Below are 18,497 nucleotides of genomic sequence, written 5' to 3'. Positions count from 1 at the left end.
TCCTCCCTTTTCAATTCTCCGGGCGTCGCTAAGCCCGTGACTCTCTTTGCCATGCCAAGGCCACTGCTTGCGCGGCATTCATACCCTCGGAAAGGCGACTCCAGTACGTCCTACCTCGCCCCGGGAGTTTCGATCGCCCGCCAGTGGTCGAGATTGACTGCCTGATCCAGGATCCCGCGCACGGCCACGCCGTTGGCGAGCGGCTGCAGTGTTTCCGTCCCCTCGGCATGGCGCCGCAGCGCGGAGACTGCCTGCTGCATGACCGCGACCACGCGAAAGATGATGCTTGCCGGAAAGGACACCTGCGTAAAGCCCATGGCGCCGAGTTCGGCGGGGCTTAGCCAGGGCGTATCGCCGCCCTCGAACATGGCAGCCGACAGATAGGCGCCCTTGAAGGCGGCACCAACCTTCCGGTAATCCGCTTCGGTGCGGAGCCCCGCGATGAAGATGCCGTCAGCTCCCACGGAAAGAAAGCGTTCCGCCCTGTGCATAGCCGCGTCGAGGCCGAGCGGGCCATAGGCGTCCGTGCGGCCAATGATAAAAGTCTCGGGATACCTCCGTGCACCGAGGGCGGTACGAAGCTTCGCCTCGATCACCGCTTCCTCGACCACCGCGGCCGCCTTGTCGGCACGCTGCTGCTTATGGTCACGACTCTGGTCTTCCAGGAGAAGTCCGCGAACGCCGATCGCTTCATAAGCGGCGATCGTACGCGCCACGCTCTTCACGTCGCCATAACCGTCATCGGCGTCGGCAAAGAAGGGCAGCGATGATGCAGCCGCGATATCGCGAATGCCCTCGACCATGTCGGTCAGCCCGATCAGTCCAATGTCGGGATAGGCATGGCGGGCGGCGAGCAACGCCGATCCGCCTATGGCGAAGGCCTTGAAGCCGGCCTGTTCGATCAGCCTGGCGGAGAGCGCGTCATGTGCTAGCGGCGTAACGAGCGGCGTCTCCTGTGCCAGCGCCTCACGGATGGTCGTACGCGTCATGTGTTCCATTCCCCTTCCACGGGCCGGTAGATCCAGCCGCGACCTGTCTTGCCGGCGGCATAATAAGCCTCGATCTCGGCGGCGTGGCGAAGCGTCGTGTCGATTTCATCGTCGCCACGCACCAACGCCTCAGCGCGCATCGCCGGCACCCGGAAAGCGTAGATGTGCCCGTCCGGCGCAGCGATCTCCGACATCGTCAGATCGACCGTGAACACTGGGTTGCTGGGACGGCTCTCGACCGTTGCGGCCAGCGCGGCGAATGTCTCTGCGTCGATCAAGCCGGCAAGCAGGCCATTGCGAAAACTGTTCTCGTAGAAGATGTCGGCGAAGCTCGGCGCCAGCACGCAACGGATGCCGAACTGCTGCAATGCCCAGACGGCCGCCTCGCGTGAGCTTCCACAGCCGAAGTTCTCGTCCGCCAGGAGAATGCTTGCAGCGCGGAACGGCGGCCGGTTGAGCACGAAATCCGGCCGTTCGCGGCCGGCCTCATCATAGCGATGGCCGCCGAAGAGGCCTTTGCCGAGGTCGGCCATCGCGGACCGCAGATAGGCCGACGGGATAATCGCGTCCGTGTTGACGTTGCTCAGCGGCATCACTGCCACCACGCCATTGACACTGGCGAAGGGCTCTCTCATGCATTCCCCTTACGGACATCGGTGATGTGACCAGCGAGCGCCGCAGCGGCGACCATGGCGGGGCTCGCAAGATGGGTGCGACTGCGCGGCCCCTGCCGGTTCTCGAAATTGCGGTTACTGGTCGCCATGCAGCGCAGGCCCGGACCGACCACATCCTCATTAATGCTTACGCACATGGAACAACCCGCATCGCGCCACTCGAAGCCCGCTTCACGGAAGATGTGGTGCAGGCCCTTGTCTTCGGCTGCGCGTTTCACCGACATGGAGCCCGGCACGACGAGCGCGCGAACATTCGGAGCGACTTTCCGCCCGCGCACGACGGCCGCCGCCGCTTCGAGATCCGCAAGACGTGAGTTCGTGCAGGAGCCTATGAAGGCGATGTCGATCGGGATACCCTCGAGTGAACTGCCAGGCTCGATCCCCATGTAGCGAATTGCGGCAGCAGCGAGTTCGCGGCGCTTCACATCGGCAAAGGAGGCGGGGTAGGGGACATGCCCGTCGATGCCCGTGACGTCTTGCGGCGTCGTTCCCCAGGTAACCTGTGGAACGATCTTGTCGCAATCGATGGTGACGTCGCGATCGAAGACGGCGTCCGCCTCTGTCCGCAGCGTTCGCCAATAGGCCAGCGCGAGCTCGAAATCCGCCTCGGCGGGTGCGAATTCGCGGCCACGGACATAGTCGAAGGTCGTTTCGTCAGGGGCTATGAGGCCGAGGCGCGCACCGAACTCGATCGACATGTTGCAGAGTGTCAGCCGCGACTCTGCGGAGAGCGCCCGCACCGCCGGCCCCGCGTATTCGACCGCCGCCCCGCGACCTGCGGCGATGCCGTATTCGCCGATGGTGCGCAGGATCATGTCCTTGGCGGTTACGCCCGGCCCGAGCGTACCCTCGTAGGAGACACGCATGGTCTCCGGCCGCGCGAGCGCAAGCGTCTGCGTCGCGAGCACATGCTCGACCTCGCTGGTGCCGACACCGATGCCAAGCGCGCCGATCCCTCCGACGGTGGAGGTGTGGCTGTCGCCGCAGGCCAGCACGCTGCCCGGCAGTGCAACTCCCAGTTCCGGCGCAATCACGTGCACGATGCCTTGGCGCGGATCGCCGACGCCGAAGTGGCGGATGTGGTGCCGATACGCATTCGTCCGCATCAGGGAAAGGAGCTCGCGGCCTTCCGGATTGGTGTTCTCGGTACGACCCGGCGCCGTGGAGATGATGTGGTCCTGGGTTGCAAGGGTAAGCTCCGGATGACGCACTTGCCGTCCGGTTTTTTCCAAACCCGCGAAAGCGGCGGCGCACGTCGTCTCCTGCAGCACGTGCCGGTCGACGAAGATGAGGTCGCGCCCGTCATCCAACTGCCGAACGAGATGGGCGGTCCAGATCTTCTCGAAGACGGTCTTCGGCCCAGTGGAGGAGGCCGAAGCTCGCGCCGAAGACGTTGCAACGGCTGCTAAGCCATCTGCTTGCGTCGGCGGCGCGTGAACTGGCATGACTTTTCCTCCCACATGAGTCGTGAAACCCGCGACTTCTGGCTTTTGGCTCCGCCCGGTGTTCGCGCAATAATGCGTCCGTTAGAGTAGATTTCTGCTGACGGTAACCTCCTCCGGCCCTAGGGTACACCCACAATTTACTCTTTTGCCATCAGGAAAAGGCATAGCACATGTCGCGCCGACTTCCTCCCTTGAATGCCTTGCGCGCCTTTGAGGCGACGGCGCGCAACGGCAGCCTGACACGCGCCGCCCAGGAACTCTCAGTGACCCAGGGTGCGGTCAGCCGCCATCTGCACCAGCTTGAGAACTGGCTCGGCACAACCTTGTGCCTACGGCTCAGGCGCGGAGTAGAGACGACGTCCGAGGGGGCGGCTCTGGCTGCTGTGCTGCGCGTCGCCTTCGACCAGATCGAGGCGCAGACGCGGCGCATTCAGGAAAAACCGGAAGGCAACAGATTGCGCATCAAGCTGCCCCCGACCTTCGCCATCCGCTGGTTCGTGCCGCGGCTCGCCCGTTTTCACGCACTCAATCGGGATGTGGACGTGCAGATCACTACTTCGCACCAGCAGGTCGATTTCGATCGCGAGGAGATAGACGTCTGCATCCATTCCGGCTCGGAGCCTCCACCGGGCCTCTATTGCAGGCGATTGTTCGGGGAGATCGTGCTGCCGGTCTGCAGCCCTGGCCTGATTGGCAGCTCATCGCCTCTCGTCGAGCCGAAGGATCTGGTCCGTTACGTCCTGCTCTGTTCGATGCACAGACCGGATGACTGGCCTGCCTGGCTTCATGCCGCTGGCGTGACGACGGTCGACGGCAATAGCGGCCTCAAATTCGAGAATTCGGCGCTCGCCTACCAGGCGGCTACCGATGAACTCGGCATCGTGATGGCGCAGCGCGCCTTCGTCGAGGACGATCTGCGCACGGGACGCCTGATCGCACCCTTCGGTTTGAGAGTGCCGACGCAGGGCGCTTACTATCTGGTGTATCCGCGCGCGACGCGGCGGACGCTCCTGATCCGCACTTTCGAAAACTGGATTGTGCAGCAGGCGACCGAGTTGGAAGAGGCCGCCGATGGAGCTCGTTGAAGTCGGTGACTTGCTTGAGGTTGGGTGGCGCCGGTCGCAGGGGTTTTGAAATGTGTGGCGCGACCCGATCAATCGCACCGTTTGCCCGTGGCTGTCGGTCCCGGATTTGTGCTGGCTCGAACATTTCCAAAGCCGCTCGCGTAGCCGACCGGACTTGCATCTATTTGCCGGCAACATAGTCGAGCATCGCTTTCGGTGGAACCTCATTAGGGGCCAGTGGCCGGCCGGGGTAGCGCATTAGGCAAAGTTGGATGGCAAAGCCGAGTTGATTGGGTTCACGGCGCCGTAGCTGGTTTTCCAGCAAATCGGCCGGGCGAAAGAGAATAGTGGCGGATCATGCCAGCCGTCGCGACTCGCTGATCGGGCGCATGAATCTGGGCCAGAAGCTCACCGACGATGCTGTGACGATGTTCATCAAACTGATGAGTCGGCTGTTCTCGCAAGCTAATAACCGCAAGAAGCAGCGGCACGTTGGCGGATGGCCTCATGCCTGCTGCAATCGATGCACGCACCCCATGTAGTCGTCAGCCGAGGTGAACTGCCAGTCTATTTTCCGGCTCTTCCGGTCGCCGACGCCGATAGGCTGTGATCTCTATCTCGACTTTCAGTTCGGGCTTTCCCAAAGGCATACACAGTGTCGTGTTTGCTGGATGGATACCGCGGAACTTTTCGGCCACAAGCCGGTTGACGATCTCCTTGTCCTGACGATCGGGCACAAAGACGTGTACGACGACGACATCCTTCGGAGAGGTCCCGACCGAAGCAAGCGCGCCTTCTATATTGAAGAACGCATGCTCGGCACTTCACTCTTGGGCCGTTGCGGGGTTCCCCATCGGCCGAGACGTGGGGCTCGGCCGCAGGAGACGGCATTCCCCTTGCGCATCCGCCGAGGTTTGATCTGCGTCGGGTCGAAAACCGCTTTGCGCGAACTATGCGCGGAGTATCTTGTCCATCACTTTGCCCTTGGCGAGCTCATCGACCATTTTGTCTAAATATCGGATCTCCCGCATTGTGGGTTCTTCGATAGTTTCGATCCGGACTCCGCAAACGACGCCGGTTATCATGGACCTCGATGGATTCATTTTGGGCGCTTGTGCGAAGAAGTCCTCATAGGTCGTCTTTTTCTCAATTTGGCCATTGAGCGCTTTTTGCGAGTAACCTGTCAGCCAACGAATTACCTCGTCGACGTCAGCCTTTGTGCGGCCGTTCTTCTCCGCCTTGGCGACGAGAAGGGGATACACCTTGGCGAAGCTCATCGAATAGATGCGGTGTTTCGTCATTCATCGCCCTCTTGGTGCCAAGTGGTATTTTAGATCATCCCGACGAGGCGCAGGAAACGATAAGTTCACGGCGTGTCGTAGCAGCCTGTTCTTCGGGCGCAAGGTGCCCGCAATCCTTAATAGTGGCGCAGCGGATGCTGCGAATGCCAACGCTACGAAAAGCCGTCGATATAACGATTGATGTCGCCAGGCTCATCCGCGCCGCGAATGTAAAGCAGCGGTGTTTCGACAAAATCTTGAGCTTCTCCCCCCGCCCTGTTCTGGGCAGCTGCGGTGAGAATGCGCGACTACCAATCAAATCCGACGCGAAGGGCATCTGGTCTTGCATAGGCCGCGCATAAAGCGTGGTCAGGGGCAGGTCCCGCCATCGACGTAGATAAGCCCGACATCGGCTGGAGTGGCACGCGCCGTCAAGTGGAGCGTGGATGAGCTGCTCGATGCCGACAGCCGACCTCTCGCTTGCGGCCCCTAATTTCACCTTGACGGAAGAATCGCTCAGTTTTCAGACCCGGACGGAAGTCGCATCATTCTTGCGGAGCCACCCTCGAGGCTTTTCAAAAGATAACAAGCCCGAAGCGCGCCCTCTCATCAGAACGATAACCATTGCGGTGTTCGGACGTTGTGGCCCACTGGCGGGAGAGGTGCTCTCATCGGACCGATCGGGCAAAGCGGAGTTGCTCCGGCTAGAGGAACTGCCCTATGATCCGGTGCGGGGATGGCCGACGGGAATCGGCGGCTGGTTTGTCCGGGCCGGCATGAACCGCTGCAATGCCCGGCTGAACAGCTACGCTTTCGATCAATTGCAGTTGGTTCCGGAAGATCGGGTCGTGGAAGTCGGATTCGGCGGTGGGACGGTACTGCCCCGGCTTCTCCGGGACGCAGTATTCGTCTGCTCCTTGCAGAAATAGATGATTGCTCCAAGAATTTGTCCTTCCGCACCCAAGGCCCATGCCGTCTTGTCATCACCCAACGCGTCCGGGATCGCGCCGTCAGTGGTAACGAGCTTCTCGTTCAGACAGCCAGCATAGGCGTCATCGCCCTCGGAAGTGACGCGCGCCAGCTGAGTATTCACCGCGATCGTGGCAGCACCCAGCCTGGCGGCATCGTCCTGGTACTCGGAATGGAAAGCGTCGGTAGGATGAACGCTCACGTTATCGCGCGCCAGGTCGGGGTATGCCGCCAGCGCGGCCGGATTGCACGTTTCGGAAATCGCCTCAACGATGGACTGTTCGACGCCGGTTTTTGCGGGGGTGATTGTCGAATAAAGCTTGATTTTGAAGGCATCGTAGACGGGCAGGAAGGCCGGGCCGTGCTTCACAAAGTTCTTCTCGATACAGCCGGCCAGCTTTCCGTTCTGGAGCCGCGCGCTGCGCAAAACCTCTGTAGAGAATGCGATCTGAAGATCGGTATCCTGCCTGCGGTAGTTGACAAAGAAGTCGTAGAGGGATGTCGCCCGTGCCGGCGCAAGCGACATGCCAACCGACAGCATGGCAACTATCAGTCGCGCGGCCAATGTACCAGAAGAACAAGGTGGTGCTACTGCTGGCACTTTCTTAGATCCTCACTGACGCTCGGCAGAAGGTTGACCACGGTCGAGTAGTTCCGGCGCGGATCGGACTTCAGGTAAGCGCCTTCAACCGCAGTCAACCGCTGTTCAAGAATAGGACCTGCGCAAGCACAATAAGGCGCCGTCTCGGGTTGGTTTGCAGGTAGGGCCTTCGTACACATCTCGGCTACGCCCAGTTTATCATTTGGAATTCCGCTTGTCGGGTCTGCGAGGAATTCCTCGGCATTTGCAAAAAAGGTTTGCATGTCGGGGTCTTTACAGGAAATGTCGGTGACGAGTTGTCCATCGGCCTCGGCGCGATCCTGAGCGGCCGCGTCTCGGACCATGTCGTTCATGAACTGCCCGGGGTTATTGAGGGCTTTTCCAAGCCACTGCCCCTCCTGCAACAGGAACTCTGCATTGTTGTTCTGAGCATCTTCGCTGGTCCCGAATACGCCCGATCCCAGTCCTCGCTGAAGCACTGCTCGCAATAATTTTTCCGTGAGGGTTCCCGGGCAGGCCTGATTGATCGGCCTGACCATCCCCACGATAGCGGCGAAGGCGTCCGCCTGATCGTTTCTGAGCGCTAAGAAATCGTGATCAAAAATCGCCCCCACAAGCTGCCGATTCTTCAACTCGGGGGAGTGGAAGATCGAAGCCACATTCTGGCCATGGCTGGCTGGTGATGTCCCGGCGACCGCGGCACTGCCCGTCGTATGGGCCGCAAACCATCCGTCGAGGCCGCGCATGTAAGCCTGCCACATGGGAGATGTCATGACGTCGGAATGGCCGGATTGGAGCTCCGCGACGGCGCTCGATATGGTCCCGATCTCGCCGATGTCCGTGGCTTGGGTCACGACGCTCGCCAGCCCGGCCACGACTTGCGGAATTACGCCGTCTATCTCCTGCGAGGCAGATTGCATGGCGGTCTTGTAGGAAGCGAATTCTGAAAATCTCCCGAGCTCGTTTTCGGTCTTGCTCTTCCACTGTTGCAGGTGGCTGAGCGAGAATATGTCCGCCCCGACGTACTCGACATGGGTGCGGCCGAGCGCGATTATCTCCGTCAAATCCGCATTGACGATCCCGATAGCGACGGTCTCAGCCGAAGCGACTTCTGCGGCTTGGTCCGCACTTCTCAGGGCGTCGATCATATCCGCAATGACGCTCAACCTGTCGAGCGGTCTTGGACTGCCTTGCTTTGCCGGTGGCTCCGCATGCACGGCGACGATTGCGATCTCCGCCTCGCGGTCGATCAGGGGCTTGAGCACGGCTTGGCGAACCTGCATCAGCACCGGCTCCAATTGCATCTCGAGCGGCGAGACATATGCCCGCAATTTCATGAAGCCATCGGCCGTCGCACTGAAATTTGCCCCAGCCTGGGCCACCTGTTTGACGCGGTTCTCCACGGTGGAGATGATCGCCAATTCGCCATCTTCGTCACCTAGATGGTTCAAGTACGGAAGTATTATTTTCACCAGCGCGGGGCTGTCGTCGAAATAGAGCGGATGAGCCAGGCACTCGCGCGCAAGCTCCGTCCATCTGAACCAGATTTCCTGGTCTCCTTTCTGTCGCGTATCCAGTGTGGTCAGCGGACGCCCCAGGAACTTCCTGGTCATCGAATCGTGGAATGCGCTGGCGATCAGCAGCTTCATGGGGGGGTCTGTCGTAATGTTCTTGGTCAGGTCGAGTTTAGGCGCGCCAGTTTGAATCTGATGCGACCACGCCAACATGCTCACGCAGAACGGAAGGCCTTGCGCCGGTACATATGCCGGATCGGCTTTAGCGTGCGAGATCGCCTGCAGGACCGCCTCAGGAAACTTCTTTCTCTGCAAACGCACCTCACAGGATGGCGCAAGATGCATCGCCAGCGTGGATCCGCCATCCTCAAGTTCCACGTTCGCGGATTTGGGAAGCGTGACGAAATCATTGTTGCGGATGATGCTCATTTCGGAGAGATCGATGGTGCCGATGGTCAGGTCGTATTTTGCTGCGTATCGCACGATCGTCTGCTGATCTCCCCGCGACATCACATAGGCGGAATTCGCCTTATCGATCGACCCAAGGACAACGAAGTCATACGTCGTATTCTTCGGCGCGCACGGCGCAGTGCCTTCCCAAATCTCCCGATCCGTAGGCTCGACAGCAACTCCGTCCTCGATCGATAGCGTGTCCGCGTTCGTAAGGGCGGGACCGGGACCAGAGGAAAGAGCACTGCCCACTAGTTCGCGCAATTGCGCCTGACGCTCAGGAGGGAAATTGGGCGCGATAAGTTGTAGGAGAGTGATGTCGCTAACAGCAATGGGATGCCCGCCGATTTCTTTCAAGGTTGTCTGCCACCAATCGTCCATTACCTTGGAATATCTTTGCTGCTGATCTGCGGTAAGGAATTGAAAATACGATCTTAACCTTATGTCGTAATTCTGGAAAAATCGGAGATCACGAATGTCCCTTGGCAATTTTTGAATCAATTGAACAAGCACGTCGGCGTTCTGAACGTAAATATCGTTTTGGCTCGGAAGCTTCAGAACCTGCTTGCGAGCGTCCCCCGCCAGTCTTGCAGCAGGTGTCGTAGACGCAGATGCCGCTGTGCTGCCTGGAACTGCCTGCGCGGTGGCACCCAGTTGGGACAGTTCGAAAATCCGCTCCCTGTACAAAGTGGAAACGCATGTCGGAGCGGTGCATTTGTTTCTCTGCTTGATCCAACGTTTCTGAGCAGCCACGAGTTCCGGTGCCTTCCGGCCGTCAATCGCTTGAAAAGCCGCGTACAGTTTCTCGTCCAGATCGGAGAGCAATGCATCAGCACAGATCATGCGCTCGACGGAAAGTCTCGCACGAGAACAATCAAAGCTTGCTCCTGCAGCCTTTTGTGGCGCATCCAAAAGGAGAGCGGCGGCTGCGACGCAGAGCGTCATAAAAATTCGCATAGCCGCCCTCCGGAAAAGTGTCGTTCCAGCACAACCACTGCCGCAACCGCCATGCCGCAGATCGGGATCGGTTGCCTGCAGAAGGATGCTCCCGCCCAAACCTCCGCGCCACCTGATACCCAGAATCCCGCAGTATCGACGTACAAATCCGATTATAGGCAAGGCAGGATAGCCTCGGTCATCTCACGTATCGACACAAGTACGCCTTTCGGAGAGCGACTCTGTCCGACGAGCGAGGCAAGCTCCCTTGTCTTGGTTTTGATCTGCGTTCGGAAACCCTGCTCTCTTGCAGCTAGTCTTGACTTCTCCGCAGCCGCGCGAGTTCTCGTCTCATTGCCAAAAATGCCCGCTTGCCCAGCGCGCGCAAGTTGTGCACTTGAGACTATCTTGGCTAGTCTCGTCAGTGCCGGCGGCGACCTCGTCTGGGTCCACACCACCCTGTCGTTTTCGAGCCTTCGTAGCTATTTCGTCTTTCGAGGATCGTCGGCCGGATTGATGTACTTTATGCCCCACGGGCCGTTAGTGGTGAGCTGGAGCACCGTCTCTTCGTCGAAATATGCAAAATGCGCCATGCCTGGCGGCAAAGCGAAGTAGCTGCCCGCAGGAATTGCTTTGACGGCGCTACGGTTGGCGGTCTCGCCCATGCCAAGATTAATGGTTCCCGATATTACTGTGTCAACTTCAAGCCCCGGATGCGTATGGGGCGCGATCGCATACCCAGCCGGCTATTTGAGCCGAAGGGCAAACGGACCTTCCTTGGCCGGATCGCCGTACAGGATTGCCAACTCTGCTCCAGCAGGAAGCGTTTTGGGGCCCGGACCCCACTTAACCTCGCTGGGAGTGGTCACAGTGTGCGCGTCCTCGGCCGAAGCAAAGGGGGCGATTGCGCAGGATATGATCCAGCCGACTGCAAGTAGCGATGCAACTTTCATGGTAGCCTCCCGTCTAGGCGGGCTACCCATTCCGGCGGCGTGCCGGGTTGGGCTCGCCAAGGTCCGCGCGTCACACCTAGGCAAGCGATTTGTCGGCTCAGTATAACCGCTGCCCTTGGCGAAAGCGCATGCGAGTCTCGCGCATGCGCTTCACCCAAGGGAATTTTCGAGCACGCTTCTCAAACGATATTGACGTGCCGCGTTACCTGGCCATTGCTCTCCCAGTATGTGTGCTTTTTTGCAATCAAAGGATCGTCCATAGCCGGTTGAACTTGCCCCTCTGTACTGACCGCCCGCGAGGTGACGCTGTGCTCCCCGGCGGAGGGCTTGGGCCAGTTGACCGACCATATCTTCCAAGCAAAGTCCGCCTTGTCCGTCTCATCGATGGCCGCCAGCATCCACGGCCCATCGTCGACTTTCACCTCAACCCGGTCGATCGGCGCGCCCCAGGCGGCCCCGACAATGCGATAGTCATTGCCGATATGAGTGACCCGGGCCGGTGCCGATTTCAGCCGCGCCCGCCCGACAGAAGTCTCCACCCATACAGTCTCGCCGTTGTGGTCCTCCTCGCGCCGTGTGACGTAGTCGCGTCCCATGAAACGGTTCTCGAAGCGCTGGTCGCGCACATCGATACGCTGTAGCCATTTCGCATTCGCGATCCCATACCAGCCAGGCGCTATAAGCCGCAACGGGAAGCCATTATCAGGCGGCAAGGGAGTCCCGTTCATCTCGTAACAAAGGATGTTTTTGGGATCCATGGCGTCGGCCAGCGACATGCTGCGGGCGCCCCATTTGTTGTCGTGGCGAGGGTTGCGGCTCGGAATCTTCCGCATCACGCCTTACACTCGGTTTGCGGTTCAACAAGCTCCGCCACAGGCGAAATGGACAGGACGGATACGATTGAACGGCAATGACCGTGGAATCGGACCCCGCATTTCGCGTAAAAGGGGATACTCGTGTGGTTGTGTTGGAATTTCATGCGAGTGTCGTTCCAAGTACCTGAAAACGCTTCCATCCGGCCACGCTGCAAGTTGGCGGCTATCTGAAGCCAGCTTTAAAAGCCATTTAGGATCCACGGATCGGTGTCGTATCCGAGGCGCGGCTTTTCCGGCGTTGTTCCATCCGGCAATTTGGCCGTGCCAGTCAAACCGCAGTCCAGATCTCTCACCGGCTTCTTGGTCGAATGCTTCGTAGAACACAGGGCCGCAGCATCACCGACCACCACTTTCTTCTCCTTGGCAAAGGCACCACCAGTCGCAGCGATCACGATCGCCGCGAAAAATATTGCTACTCTCATCGGACTTCCCCACCGGTCGCGCATCCCCGAGATGCCAAACATTACGTCAAGGCGGGCTGCTCTTCCATTTCGCGATGGCTTTTACGCTAAGCTCGTCCGCTGCCGAAACCGCACCGCGCCGCCAGTGGTGCGTCCACAGAAGCCCGCCGCCTATTGGGAGCATCGGCAACGGGGCAGATAGGCGGACCGGTGTCGAAGGGCCTGAAAAGAAAAGGCCGAATGGCTCAAGCCAGGCCTTGTCGGTCGGGTCAAATTCTTCAAGGGTGAAGAAAAAGCTTCGCCCGCGCGAAACTACTGGATTAAAGGGAGACGTGAATGGCGGTTGCGAAAGAGGTACCTGGATGACCGCCGTCGGAAAACCGGTCCTCTACCCAGTCACGGAAACGGAGTTTGTGGCGAGTCTGATCAAGCACGCCAGTGATCAGCCGACGGTACAGTTTCTGCAGTACACCTATAGGGTCCAGCAAACGCTCGACCAGGATATCGAAAATTGGGAAGAGCCCGCCGAGGGCAAGGTCGATCAAACGATCGAATGGCTCCAGGAGCGCAACACCAATCCCGACGTCGTGATCACGCCGGATAATTATCGCATCTACGCCCGGAGCCTCGCGGTAAACCTGCTTTTCGTGATCAGTAACGACCGTCCCATCCAGCAGGACCACCGGGTCGCCAATGAGAGCAAATGGGAGGAGAGGCAGCAGGGCGAATATTGGCGATGCGTGGCGATTTGCTCGACCGGCTGGCGGGAGACTTAGAGCGGCTTGCCGGCGCGGAGCATGGTGCGCGACAGCCAACTGTGCTTCCGTCCTGGCGTTCTCTTTCTGGGTCATTTTATCGACCGCGATGAGCCGTCGTTCGCGGTCGTGTAAGCGTGCGGGTTGCGTGCACCGATGACCGCGAACAAGGTGGCGAGGAGGGCAAGCCCTCCGTACCCGACGGCTATTTGCGGCAGCGAGAAAGTGTTGGACAGCTTGCCGGAGATGAGGCTGGGGAAGGCGGCGCCGCTGTAGCAGAGGAGATAGATCGCGCTGAAGATCGGTGCGCGGTCGGCTAGCGTGCTGCCGCGCAACAGACCGCGTGTCGCGGCGCTGATGGCGATGCCTTGGCCGGCGCCCGCAAGGATGGTTGCGATGATGAAAAACACAAGTGTGCCGGCGGCGATCGCCGTGATGACGCCGATCATTCCGGTCAGGAAGATGACCATTCCGACGCGTTGGGCGACCGCCGATGTGAACCGGCCGCCGATAGGAGCGCCGAGAACGCTGGGCGTCATATAGGCGGCGAACACCAATCCGAGAATGAGCGGGCTGCGGGTCTGGAGTTGATCTTCCACCAGCGCAGGCACGAACGCTTGGTAGAAGGCTCCGGTCGCCCAGGTGGCCAGGAACACCGCTGCCGCCACAGGGAGCAGATGCCTAACGTGGGCCGGTACGCCCACCCGAGGCAACAGCGATCGCCAAGCGCCCGGGGTCAGAGTTGCGGTTTCCGGGCTGATTGAGATGAGTCCACCAGACAGCAATAGAAAGCCGACGCAAACCAGATAGATGAGGTCGCGTGGCCAAGGGCCGAACTGGACCAAAGCACCGGAGGCGATGGCGCCGACAGTGAGGCCCAGCATCGGTCCCTGGCTGGAGGCGACGGAGGCCAACCATTCTGGCCTGCTGGGCGCGGCGTCGACGATGTAGGAAGTCAGGCTGCTGCTGGCCAACCCAGTGCCGACACCCACCAGGAGCCGACCGGCCAGCAGGATTTCGATGTCGCGCACATTCAGCAACAGCAGACAGCCCAGCAGCAGCAGACCGAGGCTAGCGATCGAAGTGAGCCGGCGGCCCAGATGATTGGACAGACGTCCCAGCACCAACAGTGAGGCGATAGTGCCGATGGCGTACGCCACCACGGCCATAGAGATGCCGGCGTTGGTGAACCCGTCCTCCGCCCGGTAGGTGTTGTAGAGCGGGATTGGAGCGGCCGCTACGGCAAAGGAAGCGACCAGGGACACCATGGCGGATATGAAAGCCAGCTGGCGCATTCCGCCCCGGCGAGCCTCATTGATCACTGGTGGCACGTCTTGCACCGAGCCGTGCATTTCTGCCTCACGCAATTGAGCTTTGTCCGTTCCAGGCTGCGCTGCGCGTCACTCGAGAAGATCTGCGGAAGCGATAGGCATCGATTGCAGCGAGGAACGAAACCTTCCACTAGCCGGTGCATATGGTTTTCTTAGCGGCGCAGAAGAGCGCTGCGACAATCGTCGCCCTCAAGCCGCCCTACGCCTGTCCGCTCCCAAATGCGTCGCGGCTGGCTCCTCAGGCGCGTTAAAGACCGACGTGGTGAGTAGGACAGCGGCAGCGAGGACCCAGTAGTACCAAGCGTCGAGCCCAGCAAACTTGAAGGCGAACGGTGCGATGACAAACACGACGCCAACGGCCCGGTCGACCCAAAGATGCAGCCAGTAGGGAATGATATGGACGAGCCCGGTGGGATGGTCGGTAAGGGCGGGCAAGAGTAGCGCCGCGACACCGACAACAACCGAAAGCCACACCGCGATCGGTCCGCTCTGGCCGAGCTTCAGCACAAACGGTGCTGCGATCAAGACGACAGCGACGGGATAATCGATGAGGTAGGCGTGCATAGACTTGGTGATGAAGCGGAACGACATTGGTGACTCCTATGGCTTGTTTGCTTGGGCGGGTCCTTGCGACGTGGATAGCGCATCATCTAAGAGGGCGATCACGACGCCTTACGCTAGCGGCCACTCCATGCGTCTCTCGGGTCAGCTCGGTTAATTGCACAGAGCTATCCCGAAAGGCTGACCATTAGAAATGCCGGGTTGTTATCGTTTCCATTCCAGTCGCCCGGCGCGCCATGGAAGCGTTAATGCGGCGTAGAGCGTCGGCCGACAGTAAGTGCGGAGTGCACTTCAGGCGCACGACGTGACCGTGCTTCAGACCTTACGTCATCAGCTTATTCCCTAGCCACCCCACAAGAGCCGGATCACTTGCCGCGCGTTATGCCGGGGTGCTTGCCTTCAACATTCGGCGTCGCAGCCGTCAGGCGACCTCTTCGATCACGAGGTCCCTTCCATTGAACGAGACCGTGTCACCGGCGCGCTTGCCTTCCAACTCAGCATAGATCGGCGCTTGCGTGGAGATGCCCATAATTTCGTTGCCGTCGCACGCAAATTTGGCCGTCGGCACGGCAACAACGAAAAACCGACCGTGTAGCTTCAGCATTGCGCCTTCTTCGACCTTGCTCTTTGGTCCGAAGTCTATCGTCGAGCTTCTCGATCTTGTCGGAGTGCGAGTGAACAGTGTCGTCGAAGGCTTCAGACAGGTCGCTTGCGAGCTCCGCCTGCGCTTGTTCATCGTATTCGATCGGCTCACTTCTATCCAGCCGGGCGCTCGCGACATACTCCAGGTATTTTTCTCTCGCGCTCTCGAGGTCGCGCGCCTCGAGCGACAGCATTGTTTGCTTCACGATCTGCTTATTCATCTCACGTCGTTTTAAAGGAGGCGCCGCGGGCCGGCGCTGTGGTGACAGTGTCGGCAAGCCCGACCACTGCGCGCTCATTCGTTGTCGGGAACGTCAGCCCCCTGGTAAGGGATTCTCTCAACCCTGGAATCTCGTAGGATGCTGGCGACCAGACAGACGTAGGATTGCTTCACCGTGTCGAACCCGAGCATGGAGGATGACTGCCCTAACGGACACGGGGGGAAGTCAGGAAACCCGATGCGCAGCACAAACCGCTCGGGATCCCGATCGAATTCCTCCTTAAATATCTTTCGCAGGCCATATCGGCTCGCTATTTAGTCTCCGTTGTCGTGACGTGTGGGGCGGTTCGCGTTTAGCTGTTCGTCAAGCCCCCGCGAGCGCTCCTGGTCCAAGGCATCAAAGGTATCGATCAACAAGCCCTTGCTGCCGCCCCCCCTGTCGGTGATCGCATAGATGTTGGAACCGTCTCCCGCTTCGGGCGGGCTCTCGAACCTTATCGCGCCATCAACGCGGGCGCCGCCGCCACCTACGGGCTTCTCGGCAGTCAGGTCGTAGAGTTGGCCATCCTTATCCGGTATTTGTGGTCGTAGCCGCGTCTCAAGAGATCTGAAACAGCCACGACCATGTCCCTCGCGTCGAGGTTCATCTACATCCTCCTAGATTTTCGCCGCTCAGGCGGCAAAATATATCGGTCACAGGAACAGACCCGCGAACGCGACACCACACGACAAGTGGTCCCTAGACACCCCGCACCGAACGCTAAGTTTCGTAACAGACGTTGGGAAATGCAGTACTGTTCTGGTTTCCATTCTCGCAATTGCGGCCGGATGAGATCCGGTCGCCTCTGGTCTAGCCGTCGGCCGCGACGTAGTTCGACGGGAAGAGCGCACGCATCGTTTCCTCGTCGTTCACCTTCTTGAACTCGTGATCCGTTCCGACCGCACGCGCCCTCGCGACGGCGGGCCGACCATCGATTGCGGCGAACCAGCGTTTGACGTTCGGGAACGGCGCCAAGGGATCGTCGGCGCCCTTCATCACACGTGAGGCACGGTCTATCCAGCCCCAGGCGGACATGTCGGCGATCGTGTAGTCGGACCGGACGATATAGTCGCGGCCGACGAGTTGACTGTCGAGTACGCGATAGTGGCGCTCCACTTCGCGGCGATATCTGTTGACGGCGTAGTCCAGGCCGTCGGGAGCCGCAAACTGGAAATGCACAGCCTGTCCCGAGAAGGGCCCCAGGCCTGTTGCTAGGAAGAAAAGCCATGACAAAAGCTCACCCCGGTCGGCGGGCTGACCAAGGAAGCGGCCTGTTTTCTCGGCCAGGTACAGCAGAATTGCGCTGGAATCGAAAACCCGCACCTTTTTTCCGCCTGGGCCTTCTGGGTCGACGATCACAGGGACCTTGCCATTGGGATTGACGGCGCGAAATGAGGGCTGGTGTTGTTCGCCTTTGCTGGTGTCGACCGGCACCAGCTCATACGTTAGCTCAGACTCCTCCAAGAACAGGGCCACCTTGGCTGGATTGGGCGTAGGGTGGAAATAGAAGCTGATCATCGCACTCACCTTCAGGATTTCACAGACTGCGCACAAGGGCCGGGCGCCGGGTCGACGGAGCCACTGGACCAAGCCGCCGACGCCACATTGCCAATGCGTTCGTCCCTACGGAAGTGCCGCTGCATTATCGATTTCATTCCCGACCGCCTGACGCCTACACTCGATCGCGACCGGCACCACGACCTGCAGCCCTCGGCGAGCATCACCTTCGCGCCGGGTCCCGACGCCACGCCCGCGGCGCGGACGTCTCCTGACCCGCCCCCGATCACGAACAAGGTCGACATCGAATTCCACTTCACCGGAAGGCGCTGAAGCGGCGGGCGCCAGTCTCGACGCGGCTGGAGGTCACTGCAATTCGTCCGTGTCGCTCAACTCAGGCATCCGATCCATTCTGTGGGCGGTCGAAATGCGTGCGCTGACCGTATTTGTCCGCGCACGCCGATTTCCGCCTAGACCAGAGCTCACTCTGGATATGAACGAATGTGAGTCCTGGCGAACACGCCGCCGCTTCAGACTCGCGCCATCGTGTTTTGAACTTTCGGCTCAGTGCATCCGTCGATGATCAGTGCGGCTGCGCCGCCTCGCGCAAGAACCACGCGCGCTTCTCGGCGGCGTCTATGTACCCTTCGAGAAGGCTTGCCGTCGCAACGTCGTCCAACTCGTCGCAGAGCTTGTGCGCCAGCCGCATCGAAGCCGCCAAGGCCAAGTTGCCCTCCATGAGCTCGGCGAGCATAGCGACCGGTGCAACGCCATCGGCATCGTTGTCCGCAATGGTTCGCAGCCGCGCCGCCTGCCCAAGCGAGCGGATCGTCCTGCTGCCGGCCGCGCGGACGCGCTCCGCGAGTGGGTCGATCAGGTCGAGAATGTCGCTCGCCTGCTCGTCCAGCATGAGGTGGTAATCCCGGAAATGGGGGCCGCTCACGTGCCAGTGGAAGTTTTTGGTTTTGAGATAGAGCGACAGAGCGTCAGCAAGGAGCTGGTTGATTTTTGCCGCGAAGGTCGCAATCGAGTTTCGCACCGCCGGCTCGTCTCGCTCGCCGTTCGGCAGCTCTTGGACATTTGTTGTCATGTTGGCAGCCCTTTCATTGTCTTTGTACGTGGGAGTCCCTGGCGTGCGTGGAACGAGCGGGGAGGGCGCGTGCTCGTCAAACCGCCGGTTAGAGCGACGATCGCTTTATTGACGTTCTCGAGCGCATAGCCGCCGACCTGTTCGAGCGATGTGGAAGGTCCGGCATTTCGTCAGGCGCCACGCCGCACGCGACGATCCCAGGGCGGGGGG

The 18,497-nt window shown here is 60.1% G+C and carries 14 protein-coding genes and 5 pseudogenes; 2 read left to right on the top strand and 17 right to left on the bottom strand.

The window, feature by feature from the left end:
* Positions 1 to 110: 110 nt before the first annotated feature.
* The 3 genes and pseudogenes from LB547_RS22870 to leuC all read right to left on the bottom strand — a co-directional run.
* Entirely contained in the window at positions 111 to 989 is an 879-nt protein-coding gene (locus LB547_RS22870) for an isocitrate lyase/PEP mutase family protein (RefSeq protein ID WP_181165395.1), read from the bottom strand.
* Positions 986 to 1,624: a 3-isopropylmalate dehydratase small subunit gene (gene leuD, locus LB547_RS22865; RefSeq protein ID WP_140522766.1), complete on the bottom strand. Its 639-nt coding sequence runs from the start codon at positions 1,622 to 1,624 to the stop codon at positions 986 to 988. The genes LB547_RS22870 and leuD overlap by 4 nt, the downstream gene beginning before the upstream one ends.
* Positions 1,621 to 3,027: pseudogene (gene leuC / locus LB547_RS22860) on the bottom strand (3-isopropylmalate dehydratase large subunit); the annotation flags it as partial. The pseudogene leuC and the gene leuD, both read right to left, overlap by 4 nt.
* Positions 3,028 to 3,278: 251 nt before the next feature.
* Between leuC and gcvA the strand changes: the two are divergent.
* Positions 3,279 to 4,193, top strand: a complete 915-nt coding sequence (gcvA, locus tag LB547_RS22855) for a transcriptional regulator GcvA (RefSeq protein WP_140522762.1) — start codon at positions 3,279 to 3,281, stop codon at positions 4,191 to 4,193.
* 169 nt (positions 4,194 to 4,362) lie between these two features.
* Here the strand turns inward: gcvA and LB547_RS22850 are convergent.
* The 9 genes and pseudogenes from LB547_RS22850 to LB547_RS22810 form a co-directional block, all read right to left on the bottom strand.
* Positions 4,363 to 4,479: pseudogene (locus LB547_RS22850) on the bottom strand (DUF4158 domain-containing protein); the annotation flags it as partial.
* On the bottom strand, positions 4,469 to 4,705 hold the full coding sequence (locus LB547_RS22845; protein ID WP_224656245.1) for a hypothetical protein: 237 nt from the start codon (positions 4,703 to 4,705) through the stop codon (positions 4,469 to 4,471). The gene LB547_RS22845 and the pseudogene LB547_RS22850, both read right to left, overlap by 11 nt.
* Positions 4,706 to 4,717: 12 nt before the next feature.
* A pseudogene (locus LB547_RS32685) lies at positions 4,718 to 4,981 on the bottom strand (Rid family hydrolase); the annotation flags it as partial.
* Between the two features lie 141 nt (positions 4,982 to 5,122).
* Entirely contained in the window at positions 5,123 to 5,473 is a 351-nt protein-coding gene (locus tag LB547_RS22835; RefSeq protein ID WP_140522758.1) for a DUF2200 domain-containing protein, read from the bottom strand.
* A gap of 796 nt (positions 5,474 to 6,269) precedes the next feature.
* On the bottom strand, positions 6,270 to 6,962 hold the full coding sequence (locus LB547_RS22830) for a hypothetical protein (RefSeq protein WP_140522756.1): 693 nt from the start codon (positions 6,960 to 6,962) through the stop codon (positions 6,270 to 6,272).
* A 47-nt stretch (positions 6,963 to 7,009) separates the two neighbouring features.
* Positions 7,010 to 9,943, bottom strand: coding sequence for a lysozyme inhibitor LprI family protein (locus LB547_RS22825; protein WP_140565795.1), 2,934 nt, complete (start codon positions 9,941 to 9,943; stop codon positions 7,010 to 7,012).
* A gap of 461 nt (positions 9,944 to 10,404) precedes the next feature.
* Positions 10,405 to 10,875, bottom strand: a pseudogene (locus LB547_RS22820) (cupin domain-containing protein).
* A gap of 179 nt (positions 10,876 to 11,054) precedes the next feature.
* Positions 11,055 to 11,660, bottom strand: a pseudogene (locus LB547_RS22815) (molybdopterin-dependent oxidoreductase); the annotation flags it as partial.
* Between the two features lie 269 nt (positions 11,661 to 11,929).
* Positions 11,930 to 12,172, bottom strand: a complete 243-nt coding sequence (locus LB547_RS22810) for a hypothetical protein (RefSeq protein ID WP_140522750.1) — start codon at positions 12,170 to 12,172, stop codon at positions 11,930 to 11,932.
* A 341-nt stretch (positions 12,173 to 12,513) separates the two neighbouring features.
* Between LB547_RS22810 and LB547_RS22805 the strand changes: the two genes are divergently transcribed.
* Entirely contained in the window at positions 12,514 to 12,927 is a 414-nt protein-coding gene (locus LB547_RS22805; protein WP_140501470.1) for a hypothetical protein, read from the top strand.
* A gap of 71 nt (positions 12,928 to 12,998) precedes the next feature.
* On the opposite strand, the gene LB547_RS22800 is transcribed toward LB547_RS22805, so the two are convergent.
* The 5 genes from LB547_RS22800 to LB547_RS22780 all read right to left on the bottom strand — a co-directional run bounded on the left by LB547_RS22800 (position 12,999) and on the right by LB547_RS22780 (position 18,287).
* On the bottom strand, positions 12,999 to 14,273 hold the full coding sequence (locus LB547_RS22800; protein ID WP_224656239.1) for an MFS transporter: 1,275 nt from the start codon (positions 14,271 to 14,273) through the stop codon (positions 12,999 to 13,001).
* A gap of 153 nt (positions 14,274 to 14,426) precedes the next feature.
* Positions 14,427 to 14,828: a hypothetical protein gene (locus LB547_RS22795; protein WP_140522749.1), complete on the bottom strand. Its 402-nt coding sequence runs from the start codon at positions 14,826 to 14,828 to the stop codon at positions 14,427 to 14,429.
* A gap of 391 nt (positions 14,829 to 15,219) precedes the next feature.
* Entirely contained in the window at positions 15,220 to 15,402 is a 183-nt protein-coding gene (locus LB547_RS22790) for a hypothetical protein (RefSeq protein WP_224656240.1), read from the bottom strand.
* 1,108 nt (positions 15,403 to 16,510) lie between these two features.
* Complete coding sequence (locus LB547_RS22785; RefSeq protein ID WP_140522747.1) at positions 16,511 to 17,218, bottom strand: glutathione S-transferase family protein; 708 nt, start codon at positions 17,216 to 17,218, stop codon at positions 16,511 to 16,513.
* A gap of 562 nt (positions 17,219 to 17,780) precedes the next feature.
* On the bottom strand, positions 17,781 to 18,287 hold the full coding sequence (locus LB547_RS22780) for a Dps family protein (protein WP_140501480.1): 507 nt from the start codon (positions 18,285 to 18,287) through the stop codon (positions 17,781 to 17,783).
* Between the last annotated feature and the right edge of the window lie 210 nt (positions 18,288 to 18,497).

It is taken from the genome of Mesorhizobium sp. B264B1B (assembly GCF_020165765.1).
Classification (GTDB): Bacteria; Pseudomonadota; Alphaproteobacteria; order Rhizobiales; family Rhizobiaceae; genus Mesorhizobium.
The sequence above is the reverse complement of the archived record's forward strand: the minus strand, read 5'-3'. Positions and strand labels throughout refer to the sequence as shown.